This window comes from Exiguobacterium sp. s5 (genome assembly GCF_018618075.1).
Classification (GTDB): domain Bacteria; phylum Bacillota; class Bacilli; order Exiguobacteriales; family Exiguobacteriaceae; genus Exiguobacterium; species Exiguobacterium mexicanum_A.
In genome coordinates this window covers 68930-91776 of the sequence record NZ_JACSLK010000006.1, presented here as the reverse complement: position 1 = coordinate 91776, position 22847 = coordinate 68930, and the positions used below count along the sequence as shown (strand labels likewise).

Annotated in this window: 22 protein-coding genes; 17 read left to right on the top strand and 5 right to left on the bottom strand. The window is 52.1% G+C overall.

All coding sequences use genetic code 11. The features are described from left to right. The first annotated feature begins 16 nt into the window (after nt 1-16). The 15 genes from KNP60_RS12505 to KNP60_RS12435 all read left to right on the top strand — a co-directional run bounded on the left by KNP60_RS12505 (nt 17) and on the right by KNP60_RS12435 (nt 14471). Nucleotides 17-1216 carry a M48 family metallopeptidase gene (locus KNP60_RS12505; RefSeq protein ID WP_052090278.1) on the top strand — a complete coding sequence of 400 codons (1200 nt, stop codon included), beginning with the start codon at nt 17-19 and terminating at the stop codon, nt 1214-1216. Nucleotides 1217-1323: 107 nt separating this feature from the next. Then, nucleotides 1324-3072, top strand: a complete 1749-nt coding sequence (locus tag KNP60_RS12500) for a sensor histidine kinase (RefSeq protein WP_214797596.1) — start codon at nt 1324-1326, stop codon at nt 3070-3072. Next, a complete protein-coding gene (locus KNP60_RS12495; RefSeq protein WP_034781142.1) occupies nt 3069-3776 on the top strand; it encodes a response regulator transcription factor in 708 nt (235 codons plus the stop codon). The genes KNP60_RS12500 and KNP60_RS12495 overlap by 4 nt, the downstream gene beginning before the upstream one ends. A gap of 15 nt (nt 3777-3791) precedes the next feature. After that, complete coding sequence (gene deoD, locus KNP60_RS12490; protein WP_034781140.1) at nt 3792-4505, top strand: purine-nucleoside phosphorylase; 714 nt, start codon at nt 3792-3794, stop codon at nt 4503-4505. A 141-nt stretch (nt 4506-4646) separates the two neighbouring features. Further along, complete coding sequence (locus KNP60_RS12485; protein ID WP_214797595.1) at nt 4647-5804, top strand: MFS transporter; 1158 nt, start codon at nt 4647-4649, stop codon at nt 5802-5804. A gap of 99 nt (nt 5805-5903) precedes the next feature. After that, a complete protein-coding gene (locus KNP60_RS12480; protein ID WP_214797594.1) occupies nt 5904-7289 on the top strand; it encodes an aldehyde dehydrogenase in 1386 nt (461 codons plus the stop codon). Nucleotides 7290-7462: 173 nt separating this feature from the next. Next, nucleotides 7463-8173, top strand: coding sequence for a Crp/Fnr family transcriptional regulator (locus tag KNP60_RS12475; protein ID WP_034781136.1), 711 nt, complete (start codon nt 7463-7465; stop codon nt 8171-8173). Between the two features lie 245 nt (nt 8174-8418). Continuing rightward, the gene (locus KNP60_RS12470; RefSeq protein ID WP_232819585.1) at nt 8419-8538 is read left to right on the top strand and encodes a cytochrome c oxidase subunit 2A; all 120 of its coding nucleotides are present in this window, start codon (nt 8419-8421) and stop codon (nt 8536-8538) included. A 22-nt stretch (nt 8539-8560) separates the two neighbouring features. Then, nucleotides 8561-9031 carry a cytochrome c oxidase subunit II gene (locus tag KNP60_RS12465; protein ID WP_034781134.1) on the top strand — a complete coding sequence of 157 codons (471 nt, stop codon included), beginning with the start codon at nt 8561-8563 and terminating at the stop codon, nt 9029-9031. Then, nucleotides 9032-10717, top strand: a complete 1686-nt coding sequence (locus KNP60_RS12460) for a b(o/a)3-type cytochrome-c oxidase subunit 1 (protein ID WP_034781132.1) — start codon at nt 9032-9034, stop codon at nt 10715-10717. It abuts the gene before it with no gap. Between the two features lie 57 nt (nt 10718-10774). Continuing rightward, nucleotides 10775-11380, top strand: coding sequence for a kinase (locus KNP60_RS12455; protein WP_214797593.1), 606 nt, complete (start codon nt 10775-10777; stop codon nt 11378-11380). Nucleotides 11381-11504: 124 nt separating this feature from the next. Further along, nucleotides 11505-11897: a GntR family transcriptional regulator gene (locus tag KNP60_RS12450; protein ID WP_214708735.1), complete on the top strand. Its 393-nt coding sequence runs from the start codon at nt 11505-11507 to the stop codon at nt 11895-11897. Next, complete coding sequence (locus tag KNP60_RS12445; RefSeq protein ID WP_214797592.1) at nt 11875-12555, top strand: ABC transporter ATP-binding protein; 681 nt, start codon at nt 11875-11877, stop codon at nt 12553-12555. The genes KNP60_RS12450 and KNP60_RS12445 overlap by 23 nt, the downstream gene beginning before the upstream one ends. Beyond that, on the top strand, nt 12552-13358 hold the full coding sequence (locus tag KNP60_RS12440; protein ID WP_214797591.1) for a hypothetical protein: 807 nt from the start codon (nt 12552-12554) through the stop codon (nt 13356-13358). Before KNP60_RS12445 ends, KNP60_RS12440 begins: the two co-directional genes overlap by 4 nt. A gap of 9 nt (nt 13359-13367) precedes the next feature. Further along, the gene (locus KNP60_RS12435; protein ID WP_214797590.1) at nt 13368-14471 is read left to right on the top strand and encodes a hypothetical protein; all 1104 of its coding nucleotides are present in this window, start codon (nt 13368-13370) and stop codon (nt 14469-14471) included. Nucleotides 14472-14500: 29 nt separating this feature from the next. On the opposite strand, the gene KNP60_RS12430 is transcribed toward KNP60_RS12435, so the two are convergent. From KNP60_RS12430 to KNP60_RS12420, 3 genes are read right to left on the bottom strand one after another with little or no spacing between them, the layout of a single operon-like run. Beyond that, on the bottom strand, nt 14501-15142 hold the full coding sequence (locus tag KNP60_RS12430; RefSeq protein ID WP_214797589.1) for a hypothetical protein: 642 nt from the start codon (nt 15140-15142) through the stop codon (nt 14501-14503). After that, nucleotides 15139-16305, bottom strand: coding sequence for a DEAD/DEAH box helicase (locus KNP60_RS12425; RefSeq protein ID WP_034781120.1), 1167 nt, complete (start codon nt 16303-16305; stop codon nt 15139-15141). The genes KNP60_RS12430 and KNP60_RS12425 overlap by 4 nt, the downstream gene beginning before the upstream one ends. Before the next feature lie 54 nt (nt 16306-16359). Beyond that, the gene (locus tag KNP60_RS12420; RefSeq protein ID WP_214797588.1) at nt 16360-16782 is read right to left on the bottom strand and encodes a hypothetical protein; all 423 of its coding nucleotides are present in this window, start codon (nt 16780-16782) and stop codon (nt 16360-16362) included. A 360-nt stretch (nt 16783-17142) separates the two neighbouring features. On the opposite strand from KNP60_RS12420, the gene pflB reads away from it, so the two are divergent. After that, nucleotides 17143-19389: a formate C-acetyltransferase gene (gene pflB, locus KNP60_RS12415; RefSeq protein WP_214797587.1), complete on the top strand. Its 2247-nt coding sequence runs from the start codon at nt 17143-17145 to the stop codon at nt 19387-19389. Between the two features lie 59 nt (nt 19390-19448). Beyond that, a complete protein-coding gene (gene pflA / locus KNP60_RS12410; RefSeq protein WP_021067805.1) occupies nt 19449-20165 on the top strand; it encodes a pyruvate formate-lyase-activating protein in 717 nt (238 codons plus the stop codon). A gap of 39 nt (nt 20166-20204) precedes the next feature. On the opposite strand, the gene KNP60_RS12405 is transcribed toward pflA, so the two are convergent. After that, nucleotides 20205-21431, bottom strand: a complete 1227-nt coding sequence (locus KNP60_RS12405; RefSeq protein ID WP_214797586.1) for an NAD(P)-dependent malic enzyme — start codon at nt 21429-21431, stop codon at nt 20205-20207. Nucleotides 21432-21640: 209 nt separating this feature from the next. Beyond that, nucleotides 21641-22612 (bottom strand): ribosome small subunit-dependent GTPase A, encoded by a 972-nt coding sequence (gene rsgA, locus KNP60_RS12400; protein WP_214797585.1) that lies wholly within the window; start codon nt 22610-22612, stop codon nt 21641-21643. Nucleotides 22613-22847 lie beyond the last annotated feature (235 nt).

Below are 22847 nucleotides of genomic sequence, written 5' to 3'. Positions count from 1 at the left end.
TGAAGGGGAATTTTACATGAAACAATCGCAATTGGTACATAAGAACGAAAAGCTGTATTTTGGACTGCTCGTCGCGGCCAGCGTGTTGACGGTGGTGTTAGGAATCGTCTTCACAATCGCCTCACTCGGTATTTTTTTATGGATAATCGGAACGATTTTAGCACTGTCTCTATTCACGCACTGGCTTCAAATCGGATATATTCGCACGAACGGCGTCAAAGTGACAGAGCGTCAATTCGCCGACTTGCATCATACGTATCAGCGTGTCGGGCAAGAGATGGGGATTCGCCTACTCCCGGACGTCTATATTCTTCAAGCCGGGGGCGTCTTGAACGCTTTCGCGACACGTTTCTTCCAAAAGAACATGGTCATCTTGTATTCGGATATCGTCGAGTTGTCACGTGATGGGTACACGAAAGAAGTCGAGTTTGTCATTGCGCATGAACTGGCACACATTCGCCGTAATCACGTTCAAAAACAGTGGGCCATGATGCTCGGCGGCTGGATCCCGTTTTTAGGGTCTGCCTATTCGCGCGCCTGTGAATTTACGTGTGACCGCATGGCCGCCCACTACATTCAAGACCAAGCCGCATCGAAACGTGCCCTCACGATTCTTGCGATCGGTGGGAAGTTGGCAAAAGAAGTGAGCGAGTTTGACTACTTGTACGAAGCGAGCCGTGAGAACGGATTTATCGCCAAGTTGAGCGAGCTGTTATCGACGCATCCGCCGCTCCCGAAACGGATTGCGGCCATCGCGACGAACGCGGGTGAAACGAACGTTCCGGTCTTCAAGACGGCCGGATACGTCAAAGGCTCGATTATCAGCACGATCATCTTGAGCGTCATTGTCAACGTGGCCATCGTCGCCTGGTTGTTCACGAGCGATGGATTGACGGGCTTATCGGAAGGCATCGGCTCACTTGATGCGATGTCAGAAGAACCGATTCAAGAACTTGCCTATAACGATGCATCGTACGAAGAGTTCGCGGCATTGCTGGCGGACGGTGCCGACGTCAACACGCAAGATCTGTATGGCGATACGCCGCTCCATAACTTGTTATACGGGGAAGGCGCGGACATCGACACGGTCGAGCTGTTGCTCGAGAGCGGTGCCGACGTGTCCCTCGAGAACGAGGACGGGATGACCCCGGCTGAACTCGCTGCCGACTCGGGTCAACCAACAGGAATCATCGAATTGATTCAATCGTACGAGTGAACAGAGAGGTTTATGGCCATGCGTGTGGCCATAAACCTTTTTAATAACAGCTATTGCAAACGCTTGCATAAGCCGTGATATAATGACAGCGAGGAGGCGATACGTGGATGAGCATTCGGACGAAGCTGACGGGAATGATCGCTTTGACGATTATCGTTCCCGTCATTTTGGCGACGGTCATTTCTTTTTGGTACGTCAAAGACAGGGAGCGAGAGCGGGGGCTCCAGCTCACCGAATGGTCGCTTGAGCGTGGGACGCTGCAAATGGAGCGATATATCTCGGACTTGAGCCGCCTGCCGACAAGTCTATATGCGAACCGGGACGTGCTCGATATTCTCGAGTATGGGCCGGGGCTATCCCTTCAGCAGACCGAATTGGAAGTGAGACGGGCGCTCCTCGGAATGTACTTGTCCCGCGAGGATGTGGCCCAGATTCAACTGCTCATGCTCGAGGACATGGACTCGTTCGCCGCTTATAAAATGAAAGTGTCCCCGCGTTCGAAACAGCAACCGAGTGCGATTCAACAGCAGTTGTTGAAGGATGAAGAGAGTCGCGTCCTGCTCGAGGCCTCGCATCCGCTTGTGCCGTATCATGATTTCGGTCCGCTCGTCTCGGAAGAAGAGGTCGTCACGCTTCATTTTCGGCTCGATAAGATTGAGACGGACCAGCCGCTCGCGATTCTTTCCATTGATATCCCGGAAGACGTCTTCATCGGTCAGCTCGCCTCGTTACAGAACAACCCGACTGAGAGCCTCTGGTTCATCGGAGGCGGTAATCAAGTGTTCGCGCAACTCGGTGACGGTGAAATCCCGCAAAACGTGTCGACGAACTCGTTGTCGAGCGACGGGAAGCATCACCGTATTGTCAAATCGTTCGAGTTTGAGAACCAGACGTTTTACGTCGGGAAATCGATTCCAGATCGTCTGTTGACCGAACCGGCATCGCGGACATCGTTTATCATCTTCGTTGTTGGGATGGTGTCGCTCGTATTGGCGTTGATCGGTGCGACCTACGCTTCGATGCGCTTGACGACCCCGATCAAGACACTGACATCTAATATATGGCGCATTGAACAAGGGGATATGACAGTCTCGTTCGATTCCCTGGGAAATGATGAGTTCGGTGTGCTCGGACGGCAATTCAAACGGATGATCGAACGCATTGACGATTTGATTCAACGCGAGTATCGTCTGGCGCTCGAAAATCGGACGAATGAACTGAGAGCGCTCCAAGCCCAGACAAACCCACATTTTTTATTCAACGCCTTGCAGTCGATTGGGACGCTCGCGTTGAAAGGGGACGGTAAGACGGTGTACCGTCTGATTACCCAACTCTCGTCGATGATGCGTTACACGATGCATCCGGACGAGTCGCTCGTGACGCTTAGGCGAGAAGTCGACCACCTCACGTCTTACATTCGGCTGCAGCAAGTCCGGTTCCCGGATCAATTTGAGATCGAGGTCGACGTGCCGGAGACGCTCCTCGACTTGACCGTACCGAAGATGATTTTGCAGCCGCTCGCCGAGAACTTCTTTAAGCATGGATTTGAGCGGGACGGTGCGACAGAAGCGAACCGCTTCTCGGTCCGGATTCACCAAGCAGGGCCAGATCTCGTGATTCGATGTGAGAATAGCGGACGCGATATCTCGGACGAAGAGCTAGCGCTGTTAAAAGAACGGATTGAGAAGTCGACCCAACCTTTGAATGGTGCAGAAGGCACCGGTTTAAAGAACATTCGGGATCGACTCATGTTAAACTATAATCGGGAGGCTCAGTTTATGTTGGCTACACCAGAGACAGGCGGATTTCGTATTGTCATGCGTTTCCCGGCTGTAAAGGAGGCGGATGCGTCATGACGAAAGTATTGATCGTCGATGATGAGTCGCCGGTACGGGAAGCGGTGAAACTGCTCGGGGAGTGGGAACAGCTCGGCGTCACGAAAGTGATCGAGGCGCAGGACGGGGAAGAAGCGAAACGAATCATCGCCAAGGAACGGCCGGCACTGATTTTATCGGACCTGCAGATGCCTCGTTGTAACGGCATCGAGCTGATGGAATGGGTTCATAAGGAAGCTGAGGCGACCAAGCTAATCGTATTGACCGGTTATGACGAATATTCGTACATGCGGCGTGCGATTCAGCTCGGTAGTTTTGATTACTTGTTGAAGCCGATCGACCCGGACGTCTTGAATGAGACGCTTGCACGCGCTCTTGCTGACGTCACGCCTGATGAAGCGGATCCGATTCTACAGATTGGTGCGTTCATCGAGCGCCATTATGCGGAAGAACTCAGCTTACAAGGGATGAGCGAGCGCTTTTACTTGAGCCGCGAATACATATCGCGTCGCTTCAAACAACAGTACGGCGTCAACTTATCCGAATATTTGCTGTCGATCCGGATGCTCGAGGCGAAACGTCTCCTTGAGACGAGTAGACAACGTATTTATGAAGTCGCCCAAGCGGTCGGCTTTTCGGATGATAAATATTTCCGGAAAGTCTTTAAAAAACAGGTTGGCATCACCCCGAATGAATATCGGGAGCAGTGTCACCGACTATCTTGAAGGAGGAATTTAATCATGAGTGTACACATTGGGGCAGAACCAGGACAAATCGCAGAAACGGTATTGTTACCGGGAGATCCGCTTCGCGCGAAATATATCGCGGAAACGTTCCTTGAGGACGTCGAGTTATATAACGAGGTCCGCGGGATGTATGGCTTCACAGGAACATATAAAGGGAAACGCATTTCGGTTCAAGGGACAGGAATGGGCGTTCCATCGATGTCGATTTACGTGAACGAATTGATCATGTCATACGGCGCGAAAAACTTGATCCGTGTCGGTACGGCCGGTGGGATTCAAGAAGACGTTAAAGTACGTGACGTCGTCATCGCGATGAGCGCATCGAGTGAGATGGGTCAAAACCGTGTGCGCTTCAACGGGATGGACTATGCACCGACAGCGACGTTCGACCTCCTACATCGCGCTTATATGAACGCTGAAAAGGCCGGCATCCCGGTCAAAGTCGGTCAAATCTTCACAGCCGACCAATTCTATCAAGATGATTTCCACCATTTCAAGAAGTGGGCCGACTTCGGTTGCCTCGCCATCGAGATGGAGGCGGCAGGACTCTACACACTCGCTGCGAAACATAAAGTGAACGCGTTGACGATCCTTACGATCTCAGACCACTTGTTGACAGGAGAAGAGACGACATCCGAAGAACGTCAAACGACGTTTGACGAGATGATCCGTGTCGCACTCGATACAGCGGTCGAAGTCACGAACTGATGCAAATGCCCTACAAGCCACTGGTTTGTAGGGCATTTTTGTGTCCGTGCGCCTTCCCGTGTATACAAAGTGAAACCGGCAAGCTAGACTGAAGCTGAAACGAACAGTTCGAAAATCGGGCTGTACCAAGGAGTTGTGACTATGAACAAAGCATCTGCTTTTGTCATTTATAGTATCGTCTTTTTTGCTTTCTTTGATCTTTTTGCCCAGCTTCCGGTCATGAGCACGTTCGCGACATCGGTCGGTGCGACACCGTTCATCGCCGGACTCGTCATTGCCATTTATTCGTTGTCGAACACGTTCGGCAACATTTTATCGGGAATCTGGACTGACCGGATCGGTCCGATCGTCATCTTATTCGTCGGTCTCGGGCTATCGAGCCTCAGTCTATTGTCATACCATTTCGTCGACACATCGACGACGCTTCTCATCGTCCGGATCGTGCACGGCTTTGTAGCGGGTTTAATTGTCCCAGCTGCGTTCACGTTGTCTGCCAATTTGACCGCCGCGAACCGTCAAGGGAAGAAAGTGGCATTGACCGGCAGTTTTGTCGGGTTGGCGGCCATCATCGGGCCGGCGTTCAGTGGGATCATGGCGAGCCGAACGACCGTCCCCGTCGTTTTCACATACGTCGCGTTTTATGGGGCGATGGTCGCATTACTCGCACTCATCTTTTTACGTCCGTCGAAACTGTCGCTCGGAACATCGAGCCGTCAAGAGGAAGGGAAATCACGGCTTGAACGTGACGTCGTGAAGGCGTATATCGGTGCCTTCCTTTTAATGTTCTCGCAAGGTGCGATCGCGTTCTTGCTACCACTTTATGTACAGTCGCTCGGCTATGACTCCCGCTTGAGCGGGACACTGCTTAGTACGTTCGGAATCATGGCGGTGCTCGTATTTGTGTTACCGACGAACCGTTTGTTCGATCAAATCGAACCAGCGAAACTTGCGGCACTCGGTGTCGGCATTCTTGGTGTGAGCCAACTGTTGATCGGCCGTGCCGAGACATCTAGTCTCTTATACGGGGTGCTCGCCTTGTACGGTGTCGGTTTCGCGATCTTATTCCCAGCCATCAACACGATGTTGATCAAAGCCACCAACCATGCCAACCGTGGCAAATCCTACGGATATTTTTATGCCTTCTTCTCGCTTGGGACGGTAACGGGCTCGGCTTTTTTAGGCTGGCTTTCCATCACGTTGACGCAAAAATTCACGGTGACCGGAGGCATCTTACTCGCCGCCGGGTTGGTTCTCGTCATGATGCAACAAGCGAAAAAGCGAAACGTGCCCGTGAGATAAGGCAGACCGAGAGTGTGCGGAGCGAAGGTTCAAAATGGTCGATGGCCAAGAGAAAATGATAAGATGAAGCTAGCGCTATCATCTAAGGGAGGCAGATTTATGCTCGCACCAATCGAACAGTTGACCATCGAAGAGCTCATCCGTAAACAACGTCGCTTCTATCGGACCCAAGCGACCAAATCGCTCGCATTCCGTCTCAGTATGCTGACGTTTTTAAAAGAATCGATTAAACATCATGAGGCCGAAATTCTCCAAGCGTTGGAGCAGGATTTGAACAAATCGGAACTCGACGCGTTCACGACGGAGATTGGTTTCGTCTACGATGAGATTACACGGACGACTCGTGAGTTGAAACGTTGGATGCGCCCGAAGCGAGTCCGCGGTGCTTCGATTCATCTCGGGACGAAAAGTGAGGTCATGTATGAACCTTATGGCACGGTACTGATTATCGCTCCATGGAACTACCCGTTTCAATTGGCGATGGCACCGCTCATCGGAGCGATTGCCGCAGGGAACACGGCCGTCGTGAAGCCTTCGGAATTGACACCGAACGTCGCCCAAATAATCACAAAAGTGCTCGAACGGGCGTTCACTGACCGCTACGTCGTCAGCGTCGAAGGAGATAAAGACGTGGCGACGGAACTGCTCGCAAAGAAGTGGGACCATATCTTCTTCACTGGGTCGACACCGGTCGGAAAAATTGTCATGGAGGCGGCGGCAAAACATTTGACGCCGGTCACGCTTGAGCTCGGCGGGAAATCGCCGGCCATCGTCCATGACGATGCCAATATCGAGATTGCGGCGAAACGGATCGCTTGGGGCAAATGGATGAACGCCGGGCAAACGTGCGTCGCTCCAGACTATGTCCTCGTCCATGAATCGAAACGAGAGGTATTCCTCGAAGCCATTAAACGTGAAGCGTTCACGATGTTCGGGAATGGCGTCGGGACGAAGCGGTTCACACGAATCGTCAATGAGACACATTTCGACCGCTTGATCGGATATTTGACGGAAGGCGACGTATTTTTCGGAGGTCAGACCGACCGAGATCAATTGAAGATCGCTCCGACTGTATTGACGGACATCGAAGAAGACGCAAACGTTATGAAGGATGAGATTTTTGGGCCGATTCTACCGGTACTCACGTATCGTCAACTCGACGAAGTGATTGATTTCGTCGCAGCGCGCCCACACCCGCTCGCGCTCTATTTGTTCACTGAGACGAAAGAGGTGGAGCAGAAGGTGATGAAGCATCTCACGTTTGGCGGAGGTTGTGTCAATGATGTCCTTATGCATTTGACGAACCCGAACCTGCCGTTCGGTGGCGTCGGTGAGAGCGGAATGGGCTCGTATCATGGTCGCTACAGCTTTGAGACGTTCAGCCATGCCAAATCGATTTTACGCAATACGACGAAATTTGATTTACCGGTTCGTTATCCGAACTTCAAAGGAGCCGAGAAGTTGATTCGATTCGTCTACCGATGATTGGATTAGACTGCAGAGAGCCTGCAGTCTTTTTTTTGTGAACGAAAAAATAAGAAGATTGTTTGAAATGTCACATACTTTTATGAAAATGCCCATTGCCCTCCTGTATAATAAAACCATATATCACGCACGAGGCCAGATTAGGCATGAGACCAGTGGAGGGAGCAGACAACATGACTATGAAATGTGGGACGACCCAACCGAACAGCTTCGTCTTCTCAGAAGAGACGAAACAGCTCTTATTCGAGATGATGACGTTTCAAGAATATTCAAAAGCGAGTATCGTTTGTTGGGAAGGAGAAAAATGCAGTAAGTTCTTTTATTTGAAGAGCGGTACCGTCAAATTCACGAAACTGACGAAAAAAGGGAGTTCGCTCATCATGTTCATATACGGCGCTGACGACTTCTTTGGAGAGTTCGACATCGACGATGTATTCCCGAGCTCCTACAGTATCGAGACGACCGAGGACAGTGTCATCGGCTGGATTTCAAAACAAGAGATGGACGAGCTCGTGCGTCAAGACGCGCAGCTGGCTACGGAGGTGTTGCGTTGGACTTCGATGATGCGTAAACAGTCCGAGATGAAGTTGCGTGACTTGTTGCTGTATGGGAAGCCAGGGGCGCTCGCCTCGACGTTGCTTCGCATGGCGGCAATGCACGGCGTAGAGGAGACAGAGGGGGTCACAGTTCCGAGACATCCGTCTGACGGCGAACTCGGACAATTGATCGGTGCACCTCGCGAAACGGTCAATCGAATGATGAACCAGTGGCGGAAAGAAGGCGTGTTAACGACGACTCCGACATCGATGGTGTTGCATGACATCGATTTCCTAAAAGAGCTATGTTACTGCGAAGGCTGTCCCGCCGGTATTTGTCGGCTTTGACTTGCCGTTCATAAGCGTTGAAAAACGTGCGGCGTCACAACATGAGAACATGAACAGGTGATTGGACCGACTGATGTCGGAGCAATCGCCTTTTTTGTATGCCTTTTTTTCAAATGTGAACTTTATGTGTGGAAACTACGCAAATTTGATGTGATTGTCACTTTTGAAGTGACAAATGTCACATATTAATCAGTGCCCCTTTTCATACAATGAAAGTGGAAATCAAAGGGAAAGGGGTCCTTCACGTGGAGAAAAACGATGGACAAGAACCGAACTTAAAAGGCACGTTCACATCGGTCATGATTGTCGCTGGCGTCATCATTGCCATGTGGTCGTCGGTCTTTTACTTATTTGTGACACGATAACGAGCAAGAGGAGGGAAGCACGATGCATATTCATAAACTTGAGAAGTATTGGTTAGTATTCGGCATTATTCTATTAGGCGTCTTTTTGACAGTGCTCGGTATCTCTGCGTTTGCGGCAGGGAATCAGCCGGCTTCGGACGCCGATTTGATCGACCCGGCAAAAGTGCATCAAACTGCACCGTTCGACAAACCAGGGCTTCATAAAATCGGTGACAACGAGTATGAGCTCGTCATGGTCGCCCAAGCGTTCACATTCACACCGGGCAATGTGGAAATCCCAAAAGGGGCGAAAGTCACGTTTCTCGTCACGTCACCGGACGTCGTCCACGGGTTCCAATTGACAGGGACACCGGTCAATATGATGGTCGTGCCAGGCCACATCAACTCGCTCACGTATACGTTCGAAGAAGCAGGCGAATTCTTGATTCTATGTAACGAATACTGTGGAACCGGACATCACATGATGTCGACAAAAATTAAGGTGGTGGACTAAATGAATGACGTAGCCTCAAAATTAAAACAGTGGGAAATGGAACGCGGCGTACCGGTACCAAGTATCGGTGTTAAAGAAGCGCGCCTCGCCTATGCCCATGTCGTCATTTCGGTCCTCGCCGTCTTAATCGGCGGTTTGGCAGGACTCATGCAGACGCTCATCCGAACGGGCGTCATCCCGGAAGTATTCGGTTATTATCAACTCTTGACCGCACACGGCATCATGCTCGGTCTCGTCTTCACGACAATGTTCATCATCGGTCTTCTTTACGCGCTCCTCGCTAAGTCGTTCGGACGTTTTGAGTCGTTCCCGACTCGGGTCGCATGGCTCGGATTTTGGATGATCATCGCCGGTGCCGTGCTCGTCACAATCATGGTGCTCGCCAATAAAGCGACCGTGTTGTATACGTTTTACGCGCCGCTCATGGCCGACCCGATCTTCTATATCGGCCTCGTCTTGTTTGTCGTCGGCACATGGTTGTCTGCGTTCGCCATGTTCCGGATGTATGCGGACTACAAACGGGAGAACCCAGGTATTCACCCGCCGCTTCCGGCGTATATGAGTGTCATGACGATGCTATTGTGGGTCATCGCGACGCTCGGTGTGGCCGGAACGATTCTGTTCCAGCTGCTACCGCTCTCGCTCGGATGGAAAGACACGGTCGGGATTGAGTTATCACGGACGTTGTTCTGGTACTTCGGTCACCCCCTCGTCTATTTCTGGCTCATGCCGGCCTATATCGTCTGGTATACGGTCGTGCCGAAAGTCATCGGCGGGAAAATCTTCTCGGATGCGCTCGCCCGGATGGCGTTCCTATTGTTCCTCTTGTTCTCGTTCCCGGTCGGTTTCCACCACCAGTTGACAGAGCCGGGGATTGAGCCGTTCTGGAAGTTCGTTCAAGTCATCTTGACGTTCCTCGTCGTCATCCCGTCGTTTATGACGGCGTTCTCGCTGTTTGCGACGTTCGAGCTGCGTGGTCGCGCACTCGGTGCCCGTGGGTTATTCGGTTGGGTCAAGAAAATGCCATATGGGGATGTCCGTTTCCTCGCGCCGTTCGTCGGCATGTTGTTCTTCATTCCAGCCGGAGCCGGCGGGATCATCAACGCATCGCACCAATTGAACGCGATGGTCCACAACACACTTTGGGTCACAGGTCACTTCCATATCACAGTCGGGACGGCCGTCGCCTTGACGTTCTTCGGAACGGCATATTGGCTCGTACCGGTATTGCGCGGTCGTACACTCACGAAAAAGATGAACCGACTCGGATTGATTCAAACGGGAACGTGGGCGTTTGGGATGTCAATCATGTCTTACGCAATGCACATCTCAGGACTCCAAGGTAACCCGCGTCGGACCGGACCGGCAACGTACTTCTCGGATGCGCTTACGCGCGAATGGATTCCATACCACATCGCCATGGCGATTGGCGGGACGATCCTCTTGATCTCGGTCCTCATCTTCGTTTACTCAATGTTCAACTTGTCGTTCCTCGCGCCGAAAGGGGAGGAAGAATTCCCGCTCGCTGAGACGGAAGAGGCAGCGATGGAGACGCCTCGTTTCTTTGAAAACTGGAAACTATGGATCACCGTCACGTTCGTCTTGATTGCGTTCGCTTATACGGTCCCGATTTGGCACTTGATTGAGAGTGCGCCACCGGGAGCGAAAGGCTGGGTGCTCTGGTAAACTGAAGTCAGCCCTGTAGTTTAGGGCTGACTTTTTTTGTAGGAAGGGGATGAGGGGATGGACACTTTACGGGAAACCATTCGTCGAGAACACGCCAAGCATCCGCAAGGCCGGCCGTTCATCGTCGCCATCGATGGATTGAGCGGAGCTGGGAAGACGACGCTTGTTGATCAACTGCGCGGGACCTCACCGAAGGAAGTGATGCTACATATCGATGATTTTATCGTCGAGCGGCATCGGCGTTACGAGACGGGACAATCGGAAGCGATGGAATATTATGCGCTCCAATGGGACGTCGACTTACTTGTCCAGACGTTGTTCGAACCGTTGCGGCAAGGGGAGACAACGCTGACGTTACCGTACTATGCGCGCGACCGGGACGAAATCGTCATGCGAACGATCGAGATTGCTCCGAACGCACTTGTCTTGATCGAAGGGATTTTTTTATTGCGAGCCGAGTGGCGCCCTTATTTTGACTACGTCGTCTATCTCGACTGCCCACGAGAGGTCCGGTATGAACGGGTCCTGCATCGCGACACATACATCGGCGACTTGGCGGAGCGGCTCGCCAAGTACGAGCGCCGGTACTGGCCGGGAGAAGCGCATTACTTGAAGACGGTCAATCCGAAAACCAAGGCCGACCACATCGTACAATCCATTTGACGCATCCACTTATAGGAGGATGCGTTTTTATTTTGGAAAAAACTGTTGACTCCGTTAGTGTACTATGGTGATAATACAGTCAGGTAGTGTATTAGCCGCATCATACACTTAGAGAGGTGACAACATGATCATACAATTCAACACGAGAGCCCCGGTCTACATCCAAGTCGTCGACTACTTCAAAAAGAAAATGGCACTTGGCGAACTGAAAGCGGGCGAAGAGATGCCGTCGCGGCGCGAGCTCGCGAGCGAATTGAAAATTAACCCGAACACCGTCCAAAAGGCGTTCAAAGAAATGGAGGAACAACAATTGATTACGACCGAACGGAATCGCCCAAGCCGCGTGACGACGGATGAACACGTATTGAAACGGATCCGTACCGAACTCGTCGATGAGGCGGTCGCCGTCTTCGTCGAATCGATTCAAGAACTCGACGTCACGATGGATGAGCTCGTCGATAAAATCAAACGGCAATACGGGGAGGGGAATCTCGATGATCGAAGTATTGGGAGTTAAAAAACGTTACCGGAGAAAACAAGTTATCGAAGACGTGTCGTTCACGGCCCAAAAAGGAGAAATCACGTGCCTAATCGGCTTGAATGGGACCGGGAAGTCGACCATTCTCAAAGGGATCATGGGGCTGACGCCATTCGACCGGGGCACGGTGCTCGTCGACGGCAAACCGCTCGACTTGAATCGTGTCGCGTTCGTGCCGGATCACTCGACGTTCCCGCTCCATTTCACGATTGAACAGTGCGAGGCGTTCATGCGCGACTTTTATCCAAAGTTCGACCCGAAATTGTTTGCCCGTCTTGTCGATGAGTTCAAGCTGTTCCCAGAGGACAAGTTGAATGAACTCTCAAAAGGGACGCTCGCGAAAGTGAATTTGGCGCTCGGCATCGCCCAAGACCCGGACTATTTATTGCTCGACGAACCGTTCTCGGGCATCGACGTATTCTCGAAAGAACAAATCGTCGAGTTGTTCTCGAGTGACATCATGGAAGACCGCGGCGTCTTGATCACGACGCATGAGATTGAAGACATCGAATATTTGGTCGATAAGGCCGTCATGTTGAACAACGGTCGAATCGTCCGTGAGTTCGACGTTGAAGACGTCCGCTTCATTCACGGAAAGTCGATCGTCGATGTCATGAGAGAGGAGTTTGGGGCATGAACTTATTGAAACTAATCGGATGGGAAGTCGAACGGATGACGAAACCGTATCTCATCTTGATCACACTGCTCGTCGTCGTTCAGTTCGGTTGGCTCGGATTCTTTTTATGGAGCGAGACGAATATGTATGAAGAAATCCGTCGCACCGGGACACCGGATTATATCTTGACGTTCGCCAATTATCTCGGAGGCATGGCGTTTATTTTGTCGATCGGGGTAGCGGTGACGGCGATGATATTTTTCAGTTTTTGGATTTGGTATCGGGATTTCCAAGGTCGCGGCACGTTCATGATGCGCCTGCTGCTCATGCCGCAACAGCGGATGCTCGTCTTCGGTGCGAAGCTAGTGACGATAATGTTGATGATCCTTGGATTGTTCTCCGTCCAGTGGATTGCGCTCAAACTCCAGTACATAGCGTTTTCGAGTTGGTTTGACTCGCAAATAATTCCGATGCGTGGCTCATTCGAACAGACCATCGGCTACGATGGGGCGCTCTCAATCATGTATCCTGCTTCAATCGTCAACTTTATCATCCATCAATTGCTGATTGTGATCATCATTTTATTCGTCTTCACATTCGTGTTGATTGAACGAAGTCTATGGCAGCGGACAATGTGGTCGTCGATCATTGCGATGTTGATGCTTGGAACGTTGATTGTCGTTCCTGTGACGGCACTTTTCTTCCTGGAGAACCGCTTGTTTATGGATGAGATGACGCTTGTGATTGGTCTCGGTCTGATGGCATGGATGATGGCAGCGGTGTGGATTAGTCGTCGTTACCTAATGAAGAAATTAAGTGTGTGAGGTGAGCGTATGAAACGAATGTGGAATGTGGTCGCACTCGGTGCGGTCGTCGTCATCGGTCTCGGGACGTTCGCTTTCGATATGAGGGACACGAAAGCGGAATGGGAGTTAGATGTCAAAACGAATCCTAGTGTGTGGGAGTCACAAACGGTTGGTCTATTTTACGGAACGGAAGAAGAAGGTACGACGGAACGATTCCAATTGACGACCGATCGTAGTCGTGTGATGAGCAATGTGAACTACATCGAAGAGGCGTTAAATTATCGGAGCGAGGTAGATTCGTCAGTTCGTGGTTTTTATCGAGAATTGTCTGGCTTAAGTTTTATGCAATCGATTCGAACAGCTGACGGCTATATTGGCGTCGGCCAGAACGGGAACAAAGAGATTGCGGTGTTTCGAATGAATGGACATGAAGTCACCAAACAAGTCTTTGGGAATGAAGTTGATGGCGCTTCTGAATTGATGGACAGTCCCTGGGCCGGCCTCTTTGTTCATGAAGGAAACGTGCATGTCATTTACCGAGATGGTTATGGAGAGAATCCAGAGACGAAAATTGCTAGGTTCGATGAGGCTGCCAAACAAATCGTGATCGAGAGCGTGGCGTTACAAGATGAATCCATTTCGACCGTGACTGGAACATCGTGGGCTTTCCGACCGCACATGGCGACGATTGACGCGGATAATCGGTTCATCCCGGTTGGCATGACCGAGCAAACATCCATCACGGAAAATGGAGAAACTTATTTAAGTGAGCAAGAAAAGATTGGGATTTATGCGTATGATGCGGAAACGAAGCAAGTCGTTGAATTGATGCCAGACGGTGACATGTGGAACGCGACGGTGTACGAGGGTCAATTGATTTCCTTACAAGAAGACGGGACCGAATTCGTCATCGATTTGAAGACTGGGAAGCAGTCGACACGTTCAGTCATCGATGGTTCGGTCGGCACGACCTCATACATCGGGGACCGACTGTACCATGCCCGCCCTACGAAAGACGGGGCCGTCATCGACGTCTATCAAGATGGAAAAGCCATCTCGAGCGCCACGGTGAAAGCGACGAACGACGAGGCGAAAGCATTGGTGATCAACACAGAATATTACGTGGAATAAAAAATAAGCGAGAGGCGGCCGCCTCACGCTTATTTTGATGGTTTCGGGATGATGACCCCTTCTTCTAGATCAAGCAACATGTCGATCAGTTCCGCACAGAACTCCGGGAACTGGTCGAGGAACGCACCTGGACCGACCTCGTCGGTGAAATCGATATACAGGTCCGATACGTTACCGGCCATCTTCGCCGGGAGGGCGAGGAACGCCGACCCGAATCGCCAGTTGCCGCGGATATCGAGCAGTTTACCGAGCATCACATCGCCCGGTTCACGAGCCTCCGGAAGCGTCACTTTGTAGATTTCTTTCGTCTCCCAATCGCGTAAACCGTCCTCGGTCACTTCGAAGACCGAGCAGCGCGGGACCGCCAAGCCCCGAAGCGCGTGATAGAGGGCGGGGGACATCTCGGCCTTGTGATCCGCCAAGTAGCGGCCATGCGGCGTCATCCCGTCTTCATCCGTCTCGAAAAAGACGGCCCAGTCGATAAAGAGGTCGCGGAATAGCTCCGCGTCTTTCAAGTGCCACGTGCCTTCCGAGGCGATCTCTTGTATATAGTTCGTCCATTGCGTGCTACGCGCGAGCGCGGCCTGCTCATACAATTTTTTCAGCTCGGCCAGCAATTCGGACTCTTCTACGAGCAAAGGGAATGGAATTACTTTCCGGTCTTTTTTCATCGGCGTGGTCCTCGTTTATTCGCAGGACGCTTGACGACCGGCGGTTTATCCTCGATTCGTTTCTCGATGACGTCGCCACGGTAAATCTCGAGTTCTTTCAATTCAACGCCGAGTTGACGGGCGAACGATTTCAAATGGGTCAAATCCTCATCTGTCACGAGCGAGAGGACCGTCCCAGCCGCGTTTCCGCGTGCCGTCCGGCCTGAGCGGTGAATAAAGTCGTCGATTGATTCTGGCAAGTCGAAGTGGACGACGTGCGTCACTTCCTCGATATCGAGACCACGGGCTGCGAGGCCAGTCGTGATGAGGAGCGGGTAGTCACCTTTACGGAACTCACGAAGTGTTTCGACACGTTCGCGCTTTCCTTTCAAGCTGTCGAGCATGCGATAGTTCACTTTCATTTTGTCGAGCTCACCTTTCAACGGTGGCAAGAACGACCGGTTGTTGATGAAAGCGAGCGCTTTGACGTTGTCGACGTGAGACAGGCGGCGGAGCAACTCTGGTTTATACCGACGCGTCGTCAACATGTAGCCATAGGTGACTTGTGCGCTTACCGCCCGCTCGATTTTCACGTGGGCCGGTTCGTTCAAGAATGGGGCAGCCCAAGCTTGAAGCGTGTCTGTGAGTGTCGCCGAGACGAGGGCGATTTGATGTTCATGCGCCGTATGTTTGATGATCCGTTCGGCAGATTCTGTCAAACCGCTATCGATGATTTGATCGGCTTCGTCGAGGACGATCGTATGCGTCTCGTGAAGTTTCAACTTTTTCTTCTCAATGAGTTCGACGAGTCGGCCCGGTGTCCCGACGATCAAATGTGGTTTTTTCTTCAACCGGTCGATTTGACGTTTCAACTCGACGCCACCGATGAACGAAGCGATGCGGACGTCACCTTTCTCGGTGAAGCGTTGCGCGACCGTTTGAATCTGCATGACGAGTTCACGCGTCGGCGCGACGATGACGACTTGGATGCGGTCGTTCGACGCATCGATTTTTTCGATGGCGGGTAATAAGTAAGCAAGCGTCTTCCCGGTACCTGTCGGCGCTTCGATCGTGACGTCTTTTCCGTCAAGAAGAAGTGGGAAGGCTTCGGCTTGGACCGGCATTGGTTCAGTAAAGCCAAGGCGATCCCAGGCTTCGTTAATAAATGGTTTTGTAAAGTTCATATCAATTCTCCTTATCGTGGGGCAAAAACAAAGGAAGCATAAGCGCTCCCTGTCTTAGATATAGCGAACATGTTCAGTATCTTGGTCGAATGAAGAACGGAGTGTCTGTGTGAACGTCTGTCCGTCCTCGATGAGTTTGATGTGCACATCGATCTGGTCAGCCGACGCCTCGACGCCTTCGACGGTGAAGCCTTGATACACACGATACTGCAATTCTTTCGTCAACCGTTCGTATGGGGCGAGCTCTGGATACGTCGCTGCCACGTCAATCGGGCGCGAGATGAGAGCCGCGAGCAAGTTATCGCGGTAGTCGATGAAATCCTCGTTTTCGATGTCGTCGTCAAACCGAATCCAAAAACCTGCGTCTTCAAATTCTGTGATGAATCCGTCACGTTGTTCACCGTTTTCCTCTACTTTAAGAGAGATGCGGTCGCCGGTCTTTAAATCGTGAGCGGCTGTCAATAATTCGTACGTCATGGGAAGAACCCCTTCCTCTTCTACAATGTTCTGCCTTCATTGTGTCCGATATAAGGCAAAAATTCAAGTTCTATCCCCGAGGTGTGAGGTACATCACTACGAAAACTGTATAAATCGTCACATCCCATCTGAAATGATACAGAAATGAGTTGAATCCTGCCGTAACAAGACTTATCTGTTTCAGAAGGAAGGGTGTTTGCATTATAACAGTATTTAAAGCGCTTACAAAAACGGCTTTGTGCCAACGTTCATGAGATTGTTACAACTTTCACAAGAATGTAAAACAAAATGTTCACGTTTTCACGTACACTCAACTTATAGAAAGCACGCAGTTATCTCAACTATGAGGAGTGACCCACAATGGCAACCGAAATTAAATCAGCCTGGTCAGGATTTGTACCTGGGCAGTGGACGAACGAAGTGAACGTCGGTGAGTTTATCCGTTTGAACCGACACGAATACACAGGGGACGATTGTTTCCTCGTCGGACCGACCGATGCGACGAACCGTCTTTGGGCACAAGTGATGGAATTGACGAAAGAAGAGCGGGAACGCGGTGGTGTTTGGGCGGTCGATCAAAACAACCCATCGACAATCGTCTCGCACGGACCGGGATACTTAAACAAAGAGCTCGAGAAAGTGGTCGGTGTTCAAACGGACGAGCCGTTCAAACGTTCGATTCATCCAAACGGCGGGATCCGGATGGTCGACGCTGCCCTTGAGTCATACGGTTTCGAGCCGAACCCTGAAATCACAAAGATTTATTCGGAAATTCGCAAAACGCATAACCAAGGTGTCTTCGATGCGTACACACCTGAGATGCGGGCGGCGCGGAAGTCAGGGATCATCACAGGTCTTCCTGACGCTTACGGCCGGGGGCGGATCATCGGCGACTACCGTCGTGTTGCCTTGTACGGGTTAGACTTCTTGATTGCAGAACGTAAAAAAGACTTGGCGAACCGTGGCGGTTTCTTATCAGAGTCAGATATTCGGACACGGGAAGAAATGTCTGAGCAGCTCCGGGCCCTCCAAGAGTTGAAACAACTCGGTGCGGCGTACGGGTTTGACCTCGGCCGTCCGGCGGAAAATACACAAGAGGCGTACCAATGGGTATACCTTGCATATCTCGCAGCCGTCAAAGAACAGAACGGCGCCGCGATGTCACTTGGACGTGTCTCGACATTCCTCGATGTTTACGCAGAACGTGATATCGAAGCAGGTCGTTTGACCGAGTCAGACGTTCAAGAAATCGTCGACCACTTCATCATGAAGCTCCGGATCGTCAAATTCTTGCGCACGCCTGACTACAACGAATTGTTCTCGGGTGACCCAACGTGGGTGACCGAGTCAATCGGTGGGATGAGTGAGGATGGTCGCTCGAACGTGACGAAGAGCTCATTCCGCTTCTTGCATTCACTCTCAAACCTCGGGCCAGCACCAGAACCGAACTTGACGGTGCTTTGGTCGACGAAATTGCCAGAAGGATTTAAACAATATTGCGCGAAGATGTCGATTGAGACGTCTGCGATCCAATATGAAAACGACGACCTCATGCTTCCAGAGTTTGGCGACGACTACGGCATCGCCTGCTGTGTGTCACCGATGAAGATCGGGAAACAGATGCAGTTCTTCGGTGCCCGCGCCAACATGGCAAAAGCACTCCTTTACAGCATGAACGGAGGCCGCGATGAGAAGAGCGGCGACCAAATCGCGCCGGTTTGGGAGATGAACACCGAAGACGTGCTCACGTACGACAAAGTGTATGCCGACTTCGATCGGACGCTCGATTGGCTCGCCGAGCTCTACGTCAACACGCTCAACGTCATCCACTTCATGCACGATAAATATGCGTACGAACGGATCGAGATGGCACTTCATGACCCAGAAATCCTACGGACGATGGCATGCGGAATCGCCGGTCTCTCGGTCACAGCAGATAGTCTGTCAGCCATCAAATATGCGACCGTGAAACCGGTCCGCAACGAGCAAGGCATTGCTGTCGACTTCGAGACAGAAGGCGACTTCCCTAAATTCGGAAACAACGATGACCGTGTCGATTCAATCGCCGTCGAACTCGTTGAGTCGTTCATGGAAAAAGTGCGTAAGCATAAAACATACCGCGACGCGCTCCATACGCAATCAGTCTTGACGATCACATCAAACGTCGTCTACGGCAAGAAAACAGGGAACACACCGGACGGACGCCGTGCCGGCGAACCGTTCGCCCCAGGTGCGAACCCGATGCATGGCCGCGATACGAAAGGTGCTGCCGCATCGCTCTCATCAGTCGCGAAACTTCCGTTCGAGCATGCGCAAGACGGGATCTCATACACGTTCTCGATCGTACCGAAAGCACTAGGCAAAGAAGAAGTAGCTCGTGAACTCAACTTAGCGGCACTTCTTGACGGCTATATGGGCGGCGAGCATAAAGGACATCACTTGAACGTCAACGTCTTCAACCGTGAAACGTTGCTCGATGCGATGGAGCATCCGGAAGAATATCCACAGCTCACCATCCGCGTCTCTGGCTATGCGGTCAACTTCATCAAGTTGACGCGCGAACAACAAATCGACGTCATCAACCGGACGTTCCACGGTTCATTGTAAGTAATCAAGGCTTGGCGGCCTTCTTCTGAAGGTCGCTCATTCGTTAGGAGGTCATTTCGATGACAATGGGATATGTACACTCGGTCGAATCGTTTGGAACCGTTGACGGCCCGGGAATTCGTTTTATCGTCTTTTTACAAGGTTGTGCGCTTCGTTGCTTGTATTGCCACAACGCTGACACGTGGGATTTCAAAAAGAATAACCATCGTTCGGCCGAGGACGTCATTCAAGAAGCGCTCAGCTATCGTCCGTTCATGGAAGCATCAAAAGGCGGTATCACGATTTCAGGGGGCGACCCGCTCGCGCAGCCAGAGTTTTTAGAAGCGCTGTTGCGTGAAGCGAAGAAACACGGGCTCCACACGACACTCGACACGTCGGGTGCACTTCGTCCCCCTAACTTGGACGCCATCTTAGATCATACGGATCTCGTCTTACTCGATATCAAACATATCGACGATGACATGTGTAAGAAACTGACGGGACGGAGCAACGTCAACACGCTCGCGCTTGCTGAACATTTATCCGAGCGCGGAACGAAAATGTGGATTCGCCACGTCCTCGTCCCGGAATGGACACTTGATGAAGGAGCGCTCCGCCGCACGGCCGCGTTCATTCAAAAGCTCGACCACGTCGAGAAAGTCGAAATTTTGCCGTACCATGAGATGGGTGTCTATAAATGGGAGGCACTCGGTCTCGACTATCCGCTCAAAGGGATTAAACCCCCGACGACGGAAGAAGTCGAATGGGCGGAAGGAATCTTACAAGGAACCGTTTAAAAAACTGCGCAGACCGTCACGGTCTGCGCAGTTTTTGGATTACAAATGTTTTTGACTGACGTGCTGACGGATGGCGGCCTCATCGAGTGGGCGCTTGGCGACGCCGGTCTCGACGGCGGCTTTGGCGACTGCGACTGCGACGGCGGGTGCGATTCGCTCATCGAACGGGCTTGGGATGACGACCCCGTTTATGAGATCTTCCTCGGTCAACAAGTCGGCAATCGCGTGGACGGCCGCTTCTTTCATCTCTTCGTTGATCTCGGTGGCGCGAACGTCAAGCGCCCCGCGGAAAATACCAGGGAAGGCGAGGACGTTGTTCACTTGGTTGGCGAAGTCGGAACGACCGGTCGCGACGACACGCGCCCCGGCTTTTGTCGCGAGGTCCGGCATGATCTCCGGAATCGGGTTCGCGAGTGCGAAGATGACCGGGTCGACAGCCATCGAACGAACCATCTCTTCGGTGACGGCACCGGCCGCCGAGACGCCGATGAAGACGTCGGCACCTTGAAGCACATCGGCGAGCGTCCCTTCATGTTGCTTCCGGTTTGTCGCTTTGGCGATTTGATCTTTGAACGGGTTCATCCCTTCGACGCGTCCTTCGTAAATTGCGCCTTTCGTGTCACAGATGACGAGGTCTTCGACGCCGAAACGCTTCAACAGTTTCGCGATGGCGATGCCGGCAGCCCCGGCACCGTTCATGACGACCCGAAGTTCAGGCATAGTCTTGTCGACGAGTCGCAGTGCGTTGACGAGACCTGCTAGGACAACGATGGCCGTCCCGTGTTGGTCGTCATGGAAGACGGGAATCGGGAGCGTCTGTTTCAGGCGCGCCTCGATCTCGAAACATTCGGGCGCCTTGATGTCTTCTAAGTTAACGGCACCGAATGTCGGCGCAAGCAATTCGACCGTCCGGACGATCTCGTCGACGTTATGCGTGTCGAGACAGATGGGGAACGCATCGACCCCGGCAAAGCTTTTGAACAAGACGGCTTTCCCTTCCATGACCGGGAGCGCGGCCTCTGGACCGATATTGCCGAGGCCGAGGACGGCACTTCCGTCCGAGACGACGGCGACCGTGTTGGCACGGAGTGTATAATCGTAAGACAGTTCTTTATCTTCAGCGATGCGACGGCACGGTTCGGCGACACCCGGTGAGTAGGCGAGGCTGAGCGCTTCTTTCGTGTCGACGTCGACTTTCGGTGTCGTTTCCAATTTCCCGTGGTGCATGGCGTGCATCTCAAGTGCGCGTTCGTTCAATGTTTTCATAAGTCTCTCCCTGTGTGCTAGCGATTTTCATCTGTGCGAATACGAATCCATTGTAGCGGAGAAACCGCTTTCTTTCGAGGGTTTTGCCTGCATTTATGCGAACTATTTCTGAACGATTGTTCACAAATGTCGGATTGGTGATAAGACTTGGTGCTAGGGTGGGAAGGTCGAAAAAGGAGCCACAGTTTTTCTGTGACTCCTCTCTTAGATTAAGCTTTCGTTTTTCGTTTCTTCTTCTCAGCGAGACGTGCCGCCTCCGCTTGCCGTTTTTCCGCGTAGCGGAGCTCGCGCTCGAGCTTGACGAAGCTCTGATAGCGTTTCGCATCGAGCGTTCCAGATGTGATGGCGGATCGGACGGCACAGCCCGGTTCGGTGCTGTGCGAACAGTCCCGGAATCGACACGTCTCCGCGAGTGCCTCGATATCCCGAAACGTGTCGTCGAGGTGATCGGCCCCGTCCCAAAGTCCGAACTCACGCATGCCCGGGGTGTCGATGACGAACAAATCGTCAATCCGGAACAGTTCACGATGCGTCGTCGTGTGCTTGCCGCGCTCATCGCTCTCGCGTACGGCTTGTGTCTCGGCGACGGTCTCACCGGCAAGCGCGTTCGTCAGTGACGATTTCCCGACGCCGGACGAACCGACGAGTACGATCGTGCTTTCGCTCGGCAGTGCGGCTCGCAACGCCTCGACGCCGTCGCCTGTGAGTGAACTGACAGGGAAGACATCGACCCCCGGAACCGTCAAAGCGAGCTCATCGACGAGCGCCTCGGCGTTGTCGACTTGGTCCGATTTCGTCAAGATGATGAGCGGTGTGGCTCCGGTTTCCCACGCGCCGAGCGAATAGCGCTCGAGCCGGCGCAGGTTGAAATCATGTCCGCACGCCATCGTGATCAAGATAAAATCGACGTTCGCGCAGATCAATTGTTCGCGCGTCTCGTTGCCGGCCGCTGCCCGTGACAGGACAGTGCGCCGCTCAAGGAGACGCCGAATCACGCCTTGACCATGCTCACGAACGGTGAACTCGACGAAGTCACCGATGACCGGATAGTCGCGCTCGCTTTCGGCCTCATGTCGGAATTTCCCGGTGACACTGCACGTATAGTTCGCACTTTCAGTCGTGATGGTATACATATGTTGGAACTGTGCCGTGACACGTCCCGTTGTCGTTGTTTGATTCAAATAGAATCCTCCTTTTAGTTGTGGAGGACAGTCGCCCTCCTGTTGGCTGACAAAGTGTGTACTGCGAATTGTACGGTGCTCATAAAACATCATCCTTTCGTTGTTCGATGCCTCTAGTATAACACACGATTTGAGAACGCTATCATCTCAGTCTACAGACCGAGGGAAAACAAGCCTTCCGCTCGTCGCACTATTGAAAATAACGTATTATGATAAGAGTGTACTTAACGAGGAG